This is a genomic window from Microbacterium mangrovi, from assembly GCF_000802305.1.
Taxonomy (GTDB): Bacteria; Actinomycetota; Actinomycetes; order Actinomycetales; family Microbacteriaceae; genus Microbacterium; species Microbacterium mangrovi.
Map to the genome: position 1 here is coordinate 74,727 of NZ_JTDK01000007.1, position 12,939 is coordinate 87,665.

At 69.4% G+C, this 12,939-nt stretch carries 15 protein-coding genes and 3 tRNA genes; 13 read left to right on the plus strand and 5 right to left on the minus strand.

All coding sequences use genetic code 11. From position 1 onward, the window contains the following. The first annotated feature begins 25 nt into the window (after nt 1-25). Nucleotides 26-826, plus strand: coding sequence for a DUF1206 domain-containing protein (locus tag LK09_RS09310; RefSeq protein ID WP_039398580.1), 801 nt, complete (start codon nt 26-28; stop codon nt 824-826). Nucleotides 827-852: 26 nt separating this feature from the next. Here LK09_RS09310 and LK09_RS09315 read toward each other — a convergent pair whose 3' ends face one another. Further along, the gene (locus tag LK09_RS09315) at nt 853-1,635 is read right to left on the minus strand and encodes a phosphatase PAP2 family protein (protein WP_052226615.1); all 783 of its coding nucleotides are present in this window, start codon (nt 1,633-1,635) and stop codon (nt 853-855) included. A gap of 134 nt (nt 1,636-1,769) precedes the next feature. On the opposite strand from LK09_RS09315, the gene LK09_RS09320 reads away from it, so the two are divergent. Continuing rightward, nucleotides 1,770-3,569 carry a phospholipase D-like domain-containing protein gene (locus LK09_RS09320; protein WP_156138704.1) on the plus strand — a complete coding sequence of 600 codons (1,800 nt, stop codon included), beginning with the start codon at nt 1,770-1,772 and terminating at the stop codon, nt 3,567-3,569. A gap of 19 nt (nt 3,570-3,588) precedes the next feature. On the opposite strand, the gene LK09_RS09325 is transcribed toward LK09_RS09320, so the two are convergent. Beyond that, nucleotides 3,589-4,077: a YajQ family cyclic di-GMP-binding protein gene (locus LK09_RS09325; protein ID WP_039398584.1), complete on the minus strand. Its 489-nt coding sequence runs from the start codon at nt 4,075-4,077 to the stop codon at nt 3,589-3,591. 95 nt (nt 4,078-4,172) lie between these two features. Next, the gene (locus tag LK09_RS09330; RefSeq protein ID WP_039398586.1) at nt 4,173-4,565 is read right to left on the minus strand and encodes a hypothetical protein; all 393 of its coding nucleotides are present in this window, start codon (nt 4,563-4,565) and stop codon (nt 4,173-4,175) included. Nucleotides 4,566-4,906: 341 nt separating this feature from the next. On the opposite strand from LK09_RS09330, the gene LK09_RS09335 reads away from it, so the two are divergent. The 3 genes from LK09_RS09335 to LK09_RS09345 all read left to right on the plus strand — a co-directional run bounded on the left by LK09_RS09335 (nt 4,907) and on the right by LK09_RS09345 (nt 6,771). Next, nucleotides 4,907-5,398: an FBP domain-containing protein gene (locus LK09_RS09335; protein WP_039398588.1), complete on the plus strand. Its 492-nt coding sequence runs from the start codon at nt 4,907-4,909 to the stop codon at nt 5,396-5,398. Nucleotides 5,399-5,428: 30 nt separating this feature from the next. Next, nucleotides 5,429-6,331: a PfkB family carbohydrate kinase gene (locus tag LK09_RS09340; protein WP_039398590.1), complete on the plus strand. Its 903-nt coding sequence runs from the start codon at nt 5,429-5,431 to the stop codon at nt 6,329-6,331. A gap of 89 nt (nt 6,332-6,420) precedes the next feature. Next, a complete protein-coding gene (locus tag LK09_RS09345; protein ID WP_039398592.1) occupies nt 6,421-6,771 on the plus strand; it encodes a hypothetical protein in 351 nt (116 codons plus the stop codon). Nucleotides 6,772-6,862: 91 nt separating this feature from the next. On the opposite strand, the gene LK09_RS09350 is transcribed toward LK09_RS09345, so the two are convergent. Further along, nucleotides 6,863-6,944, minus strand: a tRNA-Tyr gene (locus LK09_RS09350). Nucleotides 6,945-7,115: 171 nt separating this feature from the next. Between LK09_RS09350 and LK09_RS09355 the strand changes: the two genes are divergently transcribed. The 4 genes from LK09_RS09355 to LK09_RS20725 all read left to right on the plus strand — a co-directional run bounded on the left by LK09_RS09355 (nt 7,116) and on the right by LK09_RS20725 (nt 11,374). Beyond that, nucleotides 7,116-8,261 (plus strand): hypothetical protein, encoded by a 1,146-nt coding sequence (locus LK09_RS09355; RefSeq protein WP_156138705.1) that lies wholly within the window; start codon nt 7,116-7,118, stop codon nt 8,259-8,261. Nucleotides 8,262-8,355: 94 nt separating this feature from the next. Beyond that, nucleotides 8,356-9,210, plus strand: a complete 855-nt coding sequence (locus tag LK09_RS09360) for an inositol monophosphatase family protein (RefSeq protein WP_052226617.1) — start codon at nt 8,356-8,358, stop codon at nt 9,208-9,210. Nucleotides 9,211-9,408: 198 nt separating this feature from the next. Then, entirely contained in the window at nt 9,409-10,875 is a 1,467-nt protein-coding gene (locus LK09_RS09365) for a M23 family metallopeptidase (RefSeq protein ID WP_156138706.1), read from the plus strand. 61 nt (nt 10,876-10,936) lie between these two features. Beyond that, nucleotides 10,937-11,374 (plus strand): pyridoxamine 5'-phosphate oxidase family protein, encoded by a 438-nt coding sequence (locus tag LK09_RS20725; RefSeq protein WP_052226619.1) that lies wholly within the window; start codon nt 10,937-10,939, stop codon nt 11,372-11,374. On the opposite strand, the gene LK09_RS09375 is transcribed toward LK09_RS20725, so the two are convergent. Beyond that, the gene (locus LK09_RS09375) at nt 11,346-11,882 is read right to left on the minus strand and encodes a GNAT family N-acetyltransferase (protein ID WP_052226620.1); all 537 of its coding nucleotides are present in this window, start codon (nt 11,880-11,882) and stop codon (nt 11,346-11,348) included. The two genes, LK09_RS20725 and LK09_RS09375, sit on opposite strands and share 29 nt — an antisense overlap. 145 nt (nt 11,883-12,027) lie before the next feature. Here LK09_RS09375 and LK09_RS09380 point away from each other — a divergent pair. The 4 genes from LK09_RS09380 (at nt 12,028) to LK09_RS09395 (ending at nt 12,938) form a co-directional block, all read left to right on the plus strand. Continuing rightward, nucleotides 12,028-12,099, plus strand: a tRNA-Thr gene (locus tag LK09_RS09380). Between the two features lie 41 nt (nt 12,100-12,140). After that, a tRNA-Met gene (locus tag LK09_RS09385) sits at nt 12,141-12,214 on the plus strand. 78 nt (nt 12,215-12,292) lie between these two features. Beyond that, nucleotides 12,293-12,505 carry a hypothetical protein gene (locus tag LK09_RS09390; RefSeq protein WP_039398594.1) on the plus strand — a complete coding sequence of 71 codons (213 nt, stop codon included), beginning with the start codon at nt 12,293-12,295 and terminating at the stop codon, nt 12,503-12,505. Between the two features lie 37 nt (nt 12,506-12,542). After that, a complete protein-coding gene (locus LK09_RS09395) occupies nt 12,543-12,938 on the plus strand; it encodes a DUF6855 family protein (protein ID WP_039398596.1) in 396 nt (131 codons plus the stop codon). The last annotated feature ends 1 nt before the right edge of the window (nt 12,939 follow it).

Below are 12,939 nucleotides of genomic sequence, written 5' to 3' on the forward strand. Positions count from 1 at the left end.
CCCCCGAACCGATACGCTCCGTTCTGTGAGCGCTCCCAAGTCCCTCGCCCGAGCGGCGGAGAATTCGACTGTGCTGCGCGGGCTTGCGCGCGCGGGGTACATCGTCCTCGGTGTCGTGCACGTCGTGATCGGCCTGGTGGCGATCTCGATCGTGACCGGCGGTGGGGGCACGGCCGATCAGAGCGGCGCGATGGCGCAGATCCGCAAGACGCCGATCGGTCTGCTGCTGCTCTGGCTGATCGTGCTGGGGCTGCTCGCGCTGGCGATCTGGCAGATCGTGGAAGCGGTCGTCGAACGCGGCCCCGACCCCAGGAAGAGATGGGGGTACCGGGCGAAGTTCATCGGCACCGCGGTCGCGTACCTCGCCATCGCGTGGACCGCCCTCGTCTACGCGCTCGGCGGGCAGTCGAACTCGGTGCAGTCGTCGGAGGCGTTCACGGCGAAGCTGCTCGCACGGCCGGGCGGCGTCATCCTCGTCGCCCTCCTCGGTCTCGTCATCAGCGCGATCGGCGTCGCCTTCATCGTGCGCGGCTTCACGCGCGCCTTCACGAAGCACCTCGATCTTCCGAGCGGCGTGGCCCGGCCCGGCATCGTCACGTTCGGAGTCGTCGGCTACGTCGCCAAGGGCATCGCGGTCGGCGTCGCCGGGATCCTGTTCGTCGTCGCCGCCTTCACACACGACCCGCACAAGGCGGGCGGACTGGACGGGGCCCTGCACACGCTCGCGACCCTGCCGTTCGGCGCCGTCATCCTGTGGGTGGTCGGAGCGGGGCTCGTCATCTACGGGGTCTTCTGCTTCGCGCGCGCCCGTTACGCGCGGATGTGAGGAGCGTCACACGCGAACGCCGCCGGTCACGGTGAAGACGGCTCGGCCGCAGGCGCGGCATCCAGATCGTCTCGCGCCGTCGCGGGGACCCGGAGAGCGGGGCTCTCGGCGGCGCGGCGGAGCGAATCGATCGTCGCCCACGTGATCAGCGCGACCGAGGTTCCCAGGATCGCGCCGGCGGTGACGTCCGTGAGCCAGTGCGCCTCGAGGTAGGTGCGGCTCCATGCCATCAGGACGATCCAGCCCACGGCGAGGATCCAGACGAGCCGGGTGCTCAACAGCAGGGCGAGCACGATCGCGACCGACGCCGCCATGGAGGTGTGCCCCGACGGGAACGACGTCAGCGCGGTGGCTCCCAGCGAGTCCGCGGGCCGGGGACGGGCGAAGGTCACCTTGGCCACATCCGTGAGCAGCTGTGCCACGATCATGGCCAGCACGACGGTCAGGACGTGCCACGGCCGACGCGCGAGGGCGAACCACGCGACCAGGACGACGCCCGTCACGACGACCCCGACCGTGCCTCCGACGGTCTGCATGAAACGGGCGACGGCGAGCCCGAAGTCCGTCCGAAGCGCCCGCATGAGGTCGTGCCACCACACATCGATCGGGAGCGGCCCGTTGCCCAGCACATGGATCGTCCTGCCGAGTATGACCACCACGAGGATCCCGGCGACGCCCGCGATGAGCGATCCGAGATGGGTCGGCGGGATCCACGTTCGGGCGACGCCGACGCTCGGTTCCGCGGTCGGCGCCGGCGGGTCCGCGTGCGTACTGTTCTCGCTGATCGCCGCGCCTCCTTGCCGGCGCACCCCCGGCGCCCTCTCCACGGGCCTGCGCCCGTTTGCTTCACCCTAGACCGCCGGGGGCGGGTCGGGCCGATTCTGTGGGGGCAATCGCGTGGAGGCGTTTGCGTCCGGCTCGTATTCAGGTGGATGATACGGCCGTGACCGATGACGGAATGGACTGGTTCGGAGGCGACGAGGCGACGGGGATGTCGCCCGTCCTGCGAGGCTCCGAGGTGTCGTTCTTCGTGGATGCCGAGGAGTACTACGCAGACCTCCGGCGGGAGGTGACCGAAGCTGGCGGACAGAGCGGGGATCGACTCGTCTGCTGGATCGGGTTCGAAAGCACTCTCGACGCGCTGATGCCCGCGGATGCCCCCGGCTCCGAGATCAAGGATGCCGGGCGTCGAGGTCGACAGGAGGGCGACAGCTCGTGGGGCGAGGTCCTCGCCGAGGCGACGAGCGCCGGCGTGATGGTCCGGGCGCTGCTCAACCTGCATCCCGCGCCCAAACCGCCCGACAAGTACGTCGACGCCAACCTCACCACCGTGAGCGCCCTCAACGAGCTTCCGAACACCCTCGCAATCGATGACTTCCGCTACCTGTTCATGAACGGGACGCACCACCAGAAGCTGGTGGTGGTGCAGAACGAGCACGAGCTGTTCGCGTACGTCGGCTCCATGGACGTGCATCGCGACCGCATCGCGGATCGCTGGTGCGAGGTCGGATGCAAGGTCAGGGGAGAGGCGGCCCGCGAGCTCTACCGCGTCTTCCACACCCGCTGGCTGGAGCACACGGAAGTGCTGAAGGGAATGCCGCATGAGAGAGCGTGGCTGCCGCATCCCGACCATGTGACCGTGGCTGCGGTCGACGGGCGGACGCTGACGCAGGCGTCCGTGACGGTCGGACGGCCGACGCGGAAGAACCCCTTCCGGCCGCTCGGGCCCGCCGAGCAGGTGGTCAACCAGGCGCACCGACTGCGAATCGGCACGCCGGAGGTCACCATCGACCTGCCGGTCGTCCCCACCGTCGAGGTGCCGGCCGTCAAGGTCGCCGACATCGCGGGAAACGAGTTCTTCACGGAGAAGGACCCGGTCGCGTCGCCGATCATCGCGGTGGCGGCCGAGCAATCAGAGGTCTACGCGGACGGCACCTGGACCCTGAGCCCGGAGGGGCGCACCGGCATCTACCACCAGATCGCCGCCGCCATCCGCCGCACCCGGCACCACATCTATCTGGAAGACCAGTACCTCATCGACGACGTGCCGATCGGCGAGCTCCCCGCCATGCTCGACCTGCTGATCGAGAAGGTGCGTGAGCCCGGCTTCGAGAAGCTCATCATCCTGTGCAGCCGGATCGAGCAGATCGAGGCGGAGTTCCAGTTCCAGGCCGGACCGCATCGTCGCGCGTTCATCGAGCGGCTGGCCGAGGCCGGCGGCGACAAGGTCGTGATCTGCCAGTACAAGTCCGCGGAAGCCGTCGGCATCCTGTCGGACGAGGAGACGGCCTGGCCGTTCTACGTCCACTCCAAGACGTGGATCTTCGACGACGAGCTCGTCATCGTCGGATCCGCCAACTGCAACCGCCGCGGCTACAGCCACGACACCGAACTCGACTTCGCGGTGTACGACACCGAGCATGCGAGCGTCGCCGACCTGCGCCGGCGCATCTGGCTTCGTCGGCTCGACACCGCGATGGTCGAAAACCCGCCCAGCGCCGACGACGTCCACGACTTCCTGACGGCGGCGCGACTCTGGGAGACCCCCGACGAATTCGGGCTCACCATCGAGAACCACCGGGTGGGCATCGACGACTTCATGGCGGTCGACATCCCGGACGATCAGGATCCGGATGTCGTCGGCGCGCTCGGCTGGGACGGACTCCACAACTACGTCGACCCGCTCGGCTCCACGGCGGAGGAACTCGTCTGGAACATCGTGCTCGATCCGGAGGGCACCTGAGGCCCGCGGGGCTTGTGCGTCAGCGGTAGTTGACGAACTGCAGGTCGACGTCGAGGTCGGAGTTCTTCAGCAGCGCGATCACGGTCTGCAGGTCGTCGCGGCTCTTGGACTGCACGCGCAGCTCATCGCCCTGGATCTGCGACTTCACGCCCTTGGGGCCCTCGTCGCGGATGATCTTGCCGATCTTCTTCGCGTTCTCCTGCGAGATACCGTCTTTCAGCGTGGAGGAGATGCGCACCTCTTTGCCGCCCTGAACAGGCTCGCCGGTGTCGAGGCTCTTCAGCGAGATGCCGCGCTTGATCAGCTTCGACTGGAACACGTCGAGGACGGCCTTGGCGCGCTCCTCGCTGCTGGCCTTGATCAGGATGCTCTCGCCCGACCACTCGATCGACGCACCCGTGCCCTTGAAGTCGTAGCGCTGCTCGACTTCCTTGCGGGCCTGGTTCAGTGCGTTGTCGGCTTCCTGGTGGTCCACCTTGGAGACGATGTCAAATGAGGAGTCGGCCATCTCTCCACCGTACCGCGCGCGCCCTCGAATCGAGCACCCCGGCAGGATGACAATTCGATGTCTCACGTCCCGATGCAGGGTGCCGTATAGGCCGGTCAGTTGTATTCCGCGCTCACATCCGCGAAGGCAGAAACCTCACAGCTCAGGCGTGCCGCAAGGTGGTGTCCGTCTTGGAGCCACTGCTCGTGATCCTCCTGGCTGTCCCATCCTTCGAACGGGTCGTGGCGGGTCTCCCAGAAAGCCTGCCAAGCTGCGAGATCTTCCGAGAGCTCGGTGGAGAGACCGTAGGCCTCGGGCGTTGTGGCGTAGCCGACATTCCAGGTCGGCGTCGAATTCTCCCAGAGCGGGTAGTCGCGACAGTGGTCGGGAAAGAGTCGGATGACCCGTCGCTTCGGCGGGATCTGTCGTCGCATCGGTCCTCTCACGGCGGCGAAATGGTCGGTCTGCTGTTTCGACGACACGATGTCGAAAGAAGCGTCCGACGCCATACCCAGAGGGTAGCCGGAACCGCGGCCAGCCCGCCCGCGTTGTGGTGCAGCTGCCACCAACGAGCGGTCGACGCGTGGGAGCCGGCCTCTCCGGAGCGTGAGGTCATCCTGCCGCACGAAATTCGGCTGGGACTCAACCGACCGGGGTGAACTGACAGCCGACCGAAGAGCCCGTGTCGACCGCAGGCGTTGCATCCGCTCTGCTGATTGCGTCAAGTCTGAGGGACGCCCGTCGGGCAGCCACTCAAGCCGCGGCGGATGAGAAAGTCGGCTGAGTGCGCGGGCCTGTCCGTGATGCCATGCCGCGCCTGTGCCGCCGTGCCGTTCGTAGACTGGCATCCATGTTCCCGATGACCGAAGCCGACGTTCGGGATTCGCTGATCAACGCTGACGCGGACGATCTGCGGATCATGGCGCTGCCGCATGACTTCCTGCTGCTGGACTGGGATCACCTCGACTTCCTCGCCTGGCGCGACCCCCGCACCCGCGGACGCGGGTATCTCATCGTCATGCACGAGCACGACCCGGTCGGCGTGGTGCTGCGCGCAGCCGACGCCTCGTCGCGCGCGCGGTCGGCGATGTGCAACCTGTGCCACACCATGCAGCCGGGCGACCAGGTGGCGCTGTTCACCGCGCATCGTCCGGGAAAGGATGCCGGCTCCGTCGGCACCTACATCTGCACCGACCTCACCTGCCACGAGACGGTGCGCCTGGCGGCCCCGCTCGCCCCCGGCGAGATGCGCGCCAGCGTCGACCGCCGGATTGACGGCACGCGCTCGCGTGCGGAAGCATTCGTGGAGAGCGTGCGGGAGCTGGCCAGAAGCACCCACTGACCAGGCGCTCCCGAAAGGAAGGAGCGTCGCATGAGAGTCGTCGTCATCGGAGATGCACTGATCGACGAGCTGCGCGACGAGGGAGGCATCCGCGAGTTCGTCGGCGGGGCCGCCCTGAACGTCGCGGTCGGTCTCACGCGTTTCGGTGTGCCGACCACGCTCATCGCGATGGTCGGAGACGACGAAGCCGGCGATCACATCCGTGCGTACCTCGCCGACTACGGCGTCGAGCTGCTGGCATCCCCGGCACCGAACGGTTCGTCTCGCGCGGTGTCGACGCGGGTCGACGGTGAGCCGGTGTACGGCTTCAACCGCGCCGCGCAGGAGCGTGCGGTGGTGTTCGGGGATGCCGAGCGCGCCGCGTGCGAGGATGCCGACCTGGTCGTGGTCAGCTGCTTCCCGTTCGACGCGCCCGACCAGGTGCGGGCCCTGGCCGACGCTGTGGCGGACACCCCGCTCGCGATCGATCCCAACCCGCGCACCGGGATGATGAACGACCTCGAGGAGTTCGTGCGGGGTTTCGAGTCCGTCGCCGCGGGGGCGCATCTCGTGAAGGTGGGCGACGACGACGCCCGGCTGCTGTATGACGCACCGCTCGACGCACTGCGCGACCGCCTCGTCGAGCTGGGCGCCGACGTCGTGCTCGCCACGTACGGCGCGGCCGGGGCCGGCCTCGACACCGCGGGCGTCGCCATCACGGCACCGATCTCGAAGCTCCCCGGACGGATCGTCGACACCATGGGAGCCGGCGACGCCGTGCTGTCCTCCATCGCGGCATCCGTCGTGCAGGATTCCCCCGAGGGTGAGGACGAGTGGGCGGCCGCCCTTCACCGCGCCATGGACGTCGCGGCCGCGACCTGCCGGTTCGAGGGCGCGCTGCTGCGCCTGCCGAGCGCCCTCGCGGACGCGGACGCCGCCCATTACGGCAGCTGAGACGGCGGCACATCCGCACTCTGGTTTGGACTGACGGCCTCGGGGATAATGGACGACAATTCGCGAGTGCATGAGTCGCAGGAGGTGACATGCCATTTCGCACGATCGCCACATTGCAGTCGTGGGTGGACGAGTTCAATGAGCGCGAGCATCCGGGGCTGAGCTCGATCCGGGTCATTCCGCAGGACGGCGCGGATGGGGCCGACACCGGTCTGGTTGCGGTGCGGATCCCCGACTCGCCGGTCGAGATCGTGATCGAGCCGCCGACTCCGACGACGACACCGGAGTGGACGATCACTTTCGAACCGCGTGAGCAACCGGTCACTCTCGGGGCGGCCGCGGTGGCGAAGATCGCAGACGAAGTCTCGGCGCTCGCGGAACTGTGCACATTCCTGCAGATGAAGTCGGACGACTTCCTCGCCCGGCTCCACGCCTCCTGAACCGCCACGGCAACGACTCGGCCGCACGCCTGAAACGGCAAAGCCCCGGTCAGTGTCGCGTTTCCGCGTCTGACCGGGGCTTTCGGTACCGTGGCGAGTGAGGGATTCGAACCCCCGAAGCATTCCGCGGCTGATTTACAGTCAGCTCCCTTTGGCCGCTCGGGCAACTCGCCAGGTGCGCACCCGCCCGGCTTTTCCAGTCGACCAGAGGCGCGAGAAACCATACTACCGGGTCCCGGAGGGTGCTCCGAACCACCGCATCTTCGCAGGCGGCAGAGCGGGCCGCGGCCCTCGATGTCAGGATGGAGGAAGCCGGTCGGCGAGGCCGCCCGGGGGAGGAAGAAATGACGACACCACAGGACCACCCGCCCGTGCCGCCGCGTCAGCCGCAGTTCACTGCCCCGCAGCAGCCTCCGCAGTACGCGGGCGCTCCCGTGCACGCGCCGCAGCAGCCGGTCCACGACCATCCCGCGGCACCGCATCCGATCGCCAATCCGGCGATCGTGGACGCCGTGCCACGCCTGCGGCGCATCGCCATCTGGACGGCGATCGGCGCGCTCATCATCGCCGCGCTCATCTGCGTGATCTGGGTGCTCGTCGGGCAGTCGAGCGACATCGCCGTGCGCGCCTTCCTCACCGTGCTGCTGCTGGCCGGCTTCGCCGGCATCGCCATCCTCGAGACCAACCTCGCGCCGCGCCGCGAAGCGTGGTTCTCACTGGTGAGCATGTTCGTCTGGGTGGTCACGCTGCTGATCGGCGCGGTGATGATCTGGATGCCGGCACCGCCGTACGACACCTATGGCGCGTATGTCGTCGCACGGTTCTTCAGTTTCCTGCTGATCGTGCTGGTGCTGCAGCTGGGGGTCCTGCACCTGCGGCTCTACTCGAAGGCCTGGCTGCGCCACCGCACGCGATTCGCCGACATCGTCGCGATCACCACGATCGTGCTCGTCGGGCTGCTTGCCGTGATGCTCGTCTTCCCGCTGATGACGGGGGAGTGGCTGCGATTCCACGATCTGTACTGGCGCCTCGCGGTGGCGATCGCGATCCTCGCCGCCGTCGGCACGGCACTGCTGCCGCTGATGAACGCCCTGTTCGCACCGCGCGTGCCCCGGCAGCATGAGCCCCTCCAGCCGGAGTACGCCCCCCGGCACGCCGTGGCGCCCCACGTCGTGGCCGCGCCGCAGGGCTGGCCGGTCTACGCGGGCACGCAGATGCCCCTGCCGATGCTGCCCGACGGCAGCCCCGACTGGCACGCGTACTACACCGGTCAGCCCACACCCGGAGCCGTGGCGGTCGGGCACTTCGCACCGCACCCGCAGCAGCCCCAGCCGCCGCAGTCTCCCGTCGCGATGGCCCAGCCGCCGGCGCCGCAGCCGCCGGTCCCCTCGCAGCCGGCTCCGGATCAGCATCCCGTGCCCCCGCAGCCGCCGGTTCCGCCGCAGCCGCCCGTCCCGCCGCATCCTCCGGTGCCGCCGCCCGGCAGCTGACGACACCGACCTCCGATCGGCCTCCCGCGTCTTCCGGCGTCGGGAGGCCGATCGCGTCCGCGACATCCTGCCCCGGCTGTCCTACCGTGGAGACATGACCTCCTCCGCGTCGCGCAGCCTCCCCGCCACCGACGAACTCGCAGCGCTCGAGCGCCTCGCGGTCGCACTCGTCCGCGAAGGCGGGACGCTGGCCCGGCGACGTCGTGCCGAGGGCGTGCGCATCGCGGCGACGAAATCCGCCGTGGCCGACATCGTCACCGCCGCAGATCGCGAGGTCGAGGAACTCCTCCGGGCCCGGCTGGCCGAATTCCGGCCGGACGACGGCTTCCTCGGCGAGGAGTCCGGCGCAGAGCCCGGATCCACCGGGGTCACCTGGGTCGTCGACCCGATCGACGGGACCGTCAACTACGCCTACGGCATCCCGACCTACGCGACCAGCGTCGCGGCCGTCTTCGGCGAGCCGGACCCGCAGACGTGGACAGCGCTCGCCGGTGCCGTCTACAACCCGGTCACGGGGGAGCTGTTCCGTGCCGCGCTCGGTCAGGGCGCCTGGTCCGAGCAGGATGCCGAGCCGGATGCCGCACCCCGCCGGCTGCACGTCAACGACGAACCCGGACCGGCGGGTGCGCTCGTCGCGACCGGGTTCGGCTACGACCCGGCCACCCACGCCGGCGACCTCGCCCGGGTGGAGCGCGTGATGCCCTTTGCGCGCGACATCCGCCGGGCGGGCTCGGCGGCGCTCGATCTGGCGTTCGTCGCGGCGGGGCGCCTCGACGGCTACTTCGAGCGTGGCATCCACCCCTGGGATCACGCCGCCGGGGCCCTGCTCGTGACCGAGGCCGGCGGCGTGATCGGCGGCGAGCCGGGCGGATACCCGGGCAATACCATGACCATCGCGGCGGGTCCAGGACTGTTCGACCGGATCGAGGCGGCCGTCAAGACACGCTGACCGACGGGCGTGTCTACCGGTTTCCCAGGTCGAGACGCTATCGTTTACCTATTCGTTATCGTCGTCCCTCAACGACGTGTCGAGTAACCCTCCCCGTTCCGTCGCTCCCCCCGCAGCGATACGACCGAGAGATGTGCCTTGCCCCCAGAAGAGCGTGCCTCCACGGTGCCCCCGACGCGCCGCGCTGCCCGTCGGGCCGTGCCCGCAGGCGCGCCGGCGGCCCCTCCCGTCCCGACGCGTCGTCAGCTGAGAAGCACCCCCGCCTCACCGACGTCGTGGCAGCCCGCCGCTGTCGAACCGGAGCGGATCCCGCCGACCACCGTGCAGCTCGAGGTCGTGAAGCCCGTCGTGGCCGAGCCGTCGTCGCCGCGCGTGGTCGAGCCGGAACCCGCCATCGTCTGGCCTGAGGCTGCTCCGGCGGCCGAGCTCCCCGCGGTCGTCCCGCCGGTCGCGGCAGCCGCTCCCGAGAAGCTCTTCGCCGACAAGCCCGTCGACCCGGTCGCCGCGGTGACATCAGCCGCGGTCGCTGAGGCGCCGGCATCCCCGGCCCCGCCGGCCCGGCGTCGCCGCATCGCCCGCCCGCTCGACGAGCCCGTCGTCCCCGTCGAGATACCGGCGGCCCCGCGCCCCCAAGACACCACCGCTCCGCGGTTCGAGCAGCCCGCCGCCTCGCACGCCGAAGAGACGACCGCTCCCCGGTTCGAGCAGCCCGTGGCGCCGCGTGCGGAGGAGACGACCGCTCCCCGGTTCGACCAGCCCGTCGCGGCCCGTGTCGAGGAGCCCGCGGCATCGGGCATCGACGAGTTCGAGCGGGCCGCGCGTCTGTTCTCCTTCACCGGTCAGAATCCGACCGTCTCGACCGCGTCGTCGACTCCCGCAGCACCCGTCGCCTCGACGTCCGCCGAGACCTCGTCGCACGCCCTGCCGCGCACCCGCCGCGCCCGCCGCATCACTGCGGCATCCCTGTCGCTGGCGGCGATCGGCGCCGTCGGCCTGCTCACCGTGGGCATGACGCTTCCGTCCGAGGCCGTCGCCGCGGCGACGGGCACCCCCGACGCCACCCAGCAGCTCGCAGGCGACGTCACCGGCGGCGGCGACTCCGACATCCAGGCCTATGTGGCGTCCGACTCCGGCGGTGACGGCGTGCAGGGATCCCTGCAGCGCTCCTCCGGCTTCACGACGGGCACCGAGGTGCAGCTGGCGGGCACCGCCGGCATCCAGAACGTGTCCGGTGCGACGTTCTCCAACAACCAGAACTGTCCCGTGCAGTGGCCCTTCGCGGTCGGCGTGCCGATCTCGTACGGCTTCGGACCCCGCCCCGGCGAGTTCCACGAGGGCGTCGACTTCACCCCCGGCATGGGCGCCCACATCCAGGCGATCGCCGACGGCGTCGTCGCGGTGGCGCAGGACAACTACCAGGGCTACGGCACGGCGGTCATCATCGACCATGTCATCAACGGCCAGAAGGTCGCCAGCCTCTACGGACACATGGAGCTCGGCTCGCTGCAGGTGCACGTCGGCCAGCACGTGAAGGTCGGCGAGTACATCGGCCGCACCGGCAACACCGGGCACTCGTTCGGTGCGCACACGCACGTCGAGATCCGCCAGAACGACGTCACGCCGATCGACCCGCTTCCCTGGCTCCGCGCGCACAACCAGTGCTGAGCGCCTGATCCGTCGCACACCGGCGGCAGTCGATGTCGGATGCCGGTCGTACACTCGCGGCATGACTCCCGTGTGGAATGCCGACGACCCCGCGCACGCCAAGGCGCGACGGATGCTCGAGCACGATCTGATCGCCTGGTTCGTGACCACGGCGTCCGACGGTTCACCGCGCAGCGTGCCGGTCTGGTTCTTCTGGCAAGACGACCGGATGCTGGTCGTGAGCGAGCCCGACACGCTGAAGGTCGCGGCCGTTCGCCGCGGCGCACCCGTGCTCATGCACCTGCAGGCGGGCGGACCCTACGGCGACGACGTGGTGATCCTGCGCGGGCGGGCCGAGATCTCGCCCAGCCCGTCGGCGGATTGGCTCGCCGCCAATCGTGAGGCCTATGTCGCCAAGTACGGCGAGGCGATCGACGACTACGGGATGCCGCTCGACGACATCGCCGCCAAGTTCAGCACCCTCATCGTCTTCACGCCCGAGCGGGTGCAGGCCTGGTGAGGATGCCCGTCCAGGCGTCGATCGGCGTGCCATCACGCGCGGGGATCGTGCCGGTGCCCGAACCGGTCAGCTCGAAGCCCACCTTCTGCGCGACCCGCATCGAGGCCTGATTTCCGGCGACGCACTCCCAGCGCACGTCGTCACGATCGGTGCGCTCGAAGACCGCGTCGACGACGGCTGCGAGAGCCTCGGGCATCACTCCGCGGCCGCGGTGCGGCGCACCCAGCCAATAGCCGACCATGCCGGTGCCGAGCCGGATGCCGACCACGCCGAGCAGCGGGGAACCGGCATCCTCTCGGATCGCCCAGGTCCACTCGACGCCCCGCTCCCAGCCGCCCGGCGCGAACTCGTCCACGAAGAACACGGCGTGCTTGCGCTCGTACGGCCACGGCGTCACCATGAAAGACTCGAACACCGGGTCGGTGCAGTACACGGCGATGTCGTCGACATCCGACGCGACCGGCTGATCGAGCAGAAAGCGCTCGGTGCGCAGGGAGAACGGCTCCATCGCCCCAGGCTAGGAGGGGATCGCCGTCGGCGGGGGCGCATGACGCGCCGGCGGTCCGCGGACGCGCGCGGGCGGCGGGTTCGATTCGGAGTCCGGGGCGTTGCTCTGTTAAGCTCATCTAGTTGCCCGGGCGCGCTCGGGGAACGCCCCGATAGCTCAGTGGCAGAGCACTTCCATGGTAAGGAAGGGGTCGTCAGTTCAATCCTGACTCGGGGCTCGCAGCATCCTCACCGTCCTACGGCGGTATGGTTGCCTCGCGGCAGGGTAGCTCAGTTGGTGAGAGCGCACGACTCATAATCGTGAGGTCGCGGGTTCAAGCCCCGCTCCTGCTACAGATCGAGACCCCCGGTTTTCCGGGGGTTTTGTCGTTTTCGGGGACGGCCTCGCACCAGCGGGCGGACAATGACCACATGAAACGCTTCTGGCCGTGGCTCGTGGTGGGGATCGTGCTGGTCCTCGTCGGACTGGTGTGGACCCTGCAGGGTCTCGACGTACTGCGCGGGTCGGCGATGAGCGGCTCCCCGCTGTGGGGCATCGTCGGACCGATCGTCCTGATCATCGGGGTGGTGCTGCTCATCTACTCCTTCGTGCTCGCGCGCCGCGGGAGGGCCCGACGACCGTAGGCTCCCGAGCGGCATCCGGCAGCGCTACTCTCGGCTCATGAGTGACGGTGAGGGCACGCCCGAGAACCCCTGGACCCTGCGCACCGCGCCGGGCACGAGCGAGTACACGATGTACCGCGACGGCGACGAGCTGGTCTGCCAGGTCGGTGCGACGAAGCTGAAGTACCAGGCGCGTGCGATCGACGACCTGCACGCGTGGCTCGTCGCTCGAGGCGACTGGGTTCCGCTCGGCGCCGCCGACGAGCAGAAGCCCGCCGCCGACGGCACCGTGGAGGCGTTCGGCCGCGCGGAGGACAACCCCGTCGGCGGCTGGTACGGCCTGCGCAAGGGCTACCGCGGCCGCTTCGGGATGTACCTTCCGCCGTTGCTCGAACGCCTCGGCCTCGTCGAACTCGAGCACAACGCCCGGAACAACCGCGTCCGGGCGCTGTGAC

Excerpts from the sequence above, each read along its gene's own strand:
- LK09_RS09325 (WP_039398584.1), bottom strand. The coding sequence starts at position 4,077 with ATGGCCGACTCCTCATTTGACATCGTCTCCAAGGTGGACCACCAGGAA.
- LK09_RS09330 (WP_039398586.1), bottom strand. The coding sequence starts at position 4,565 with ATGGCGTCGGACGCTTCTTTCGACATCGTGTCGTCGAAACAGCAGACC.
- LK09_RS09335 (WP_039398588.1), top strand. The coding sequence starts at position 4,907 with ATGTTCCCGATGACCGAAGCCGACGTTCGGGATTCGCTGATCAACGCT.
- LK09_RS09340 (WP_039398590.1), top strand. The coding sequence starts at position 5,429 with ATGAGAGTCGTCGTCATCGGAGATGCACTGATCGACGAGCTGCGCGAC.
- LK09_RS09345 (WP_039398592.1), top strand. The coding sequence starts at position 6,421 with ATGCCATTTCGCACGATCGCCACATTGCAGTCGTGGGTGGACGAGTTC.
- LK09_RS09355 (WP_156138705.1), top strand. The coding sequence starts at position 7,116 with ATGACGACACCACAGGACCACCCGCCCGTGCCGCCGCGTCAGCCGCAG.
- LK09_RS09360 (WP_052226617.1), top strand. The coding sequence starts at position 8,356 with ATGACCTCCTCCGCGTCGCGCAGCCTCCCCGCCACCGACGAACTCGCA.
- LK09_RS20725 (WP_052226619.1), top strand. The coding sequence starts at position 10,937 with ATGACTCCCGTGTGGAATGCCGACGACCCCGCGCACGCCAAGGCGCGA.
- LK09_RS09375 (WP_052226620.1), bottom strand. The coding sequence starts at position 11,882 with ATGGAGCCGTTCTCCCTGCGCACCGAGCGCTTTCTGCTCGATCAGCCG.
- LK09_RS09390 (WP_039398594.1), top strand. The coding sequence starts at position 12,293 with ATGAAACGCTTCTGGCCGTGGCTCGTGGTGGGGATCGTGCTGGTCCTC.
- LK09_RS09395 (WP_039398596.1), top strand. The coding sequence starts at position 12,543 with ATGAGTGACGGTGAGGGCACGCCCGAGAACCCCTGGACCCTGCGCACC.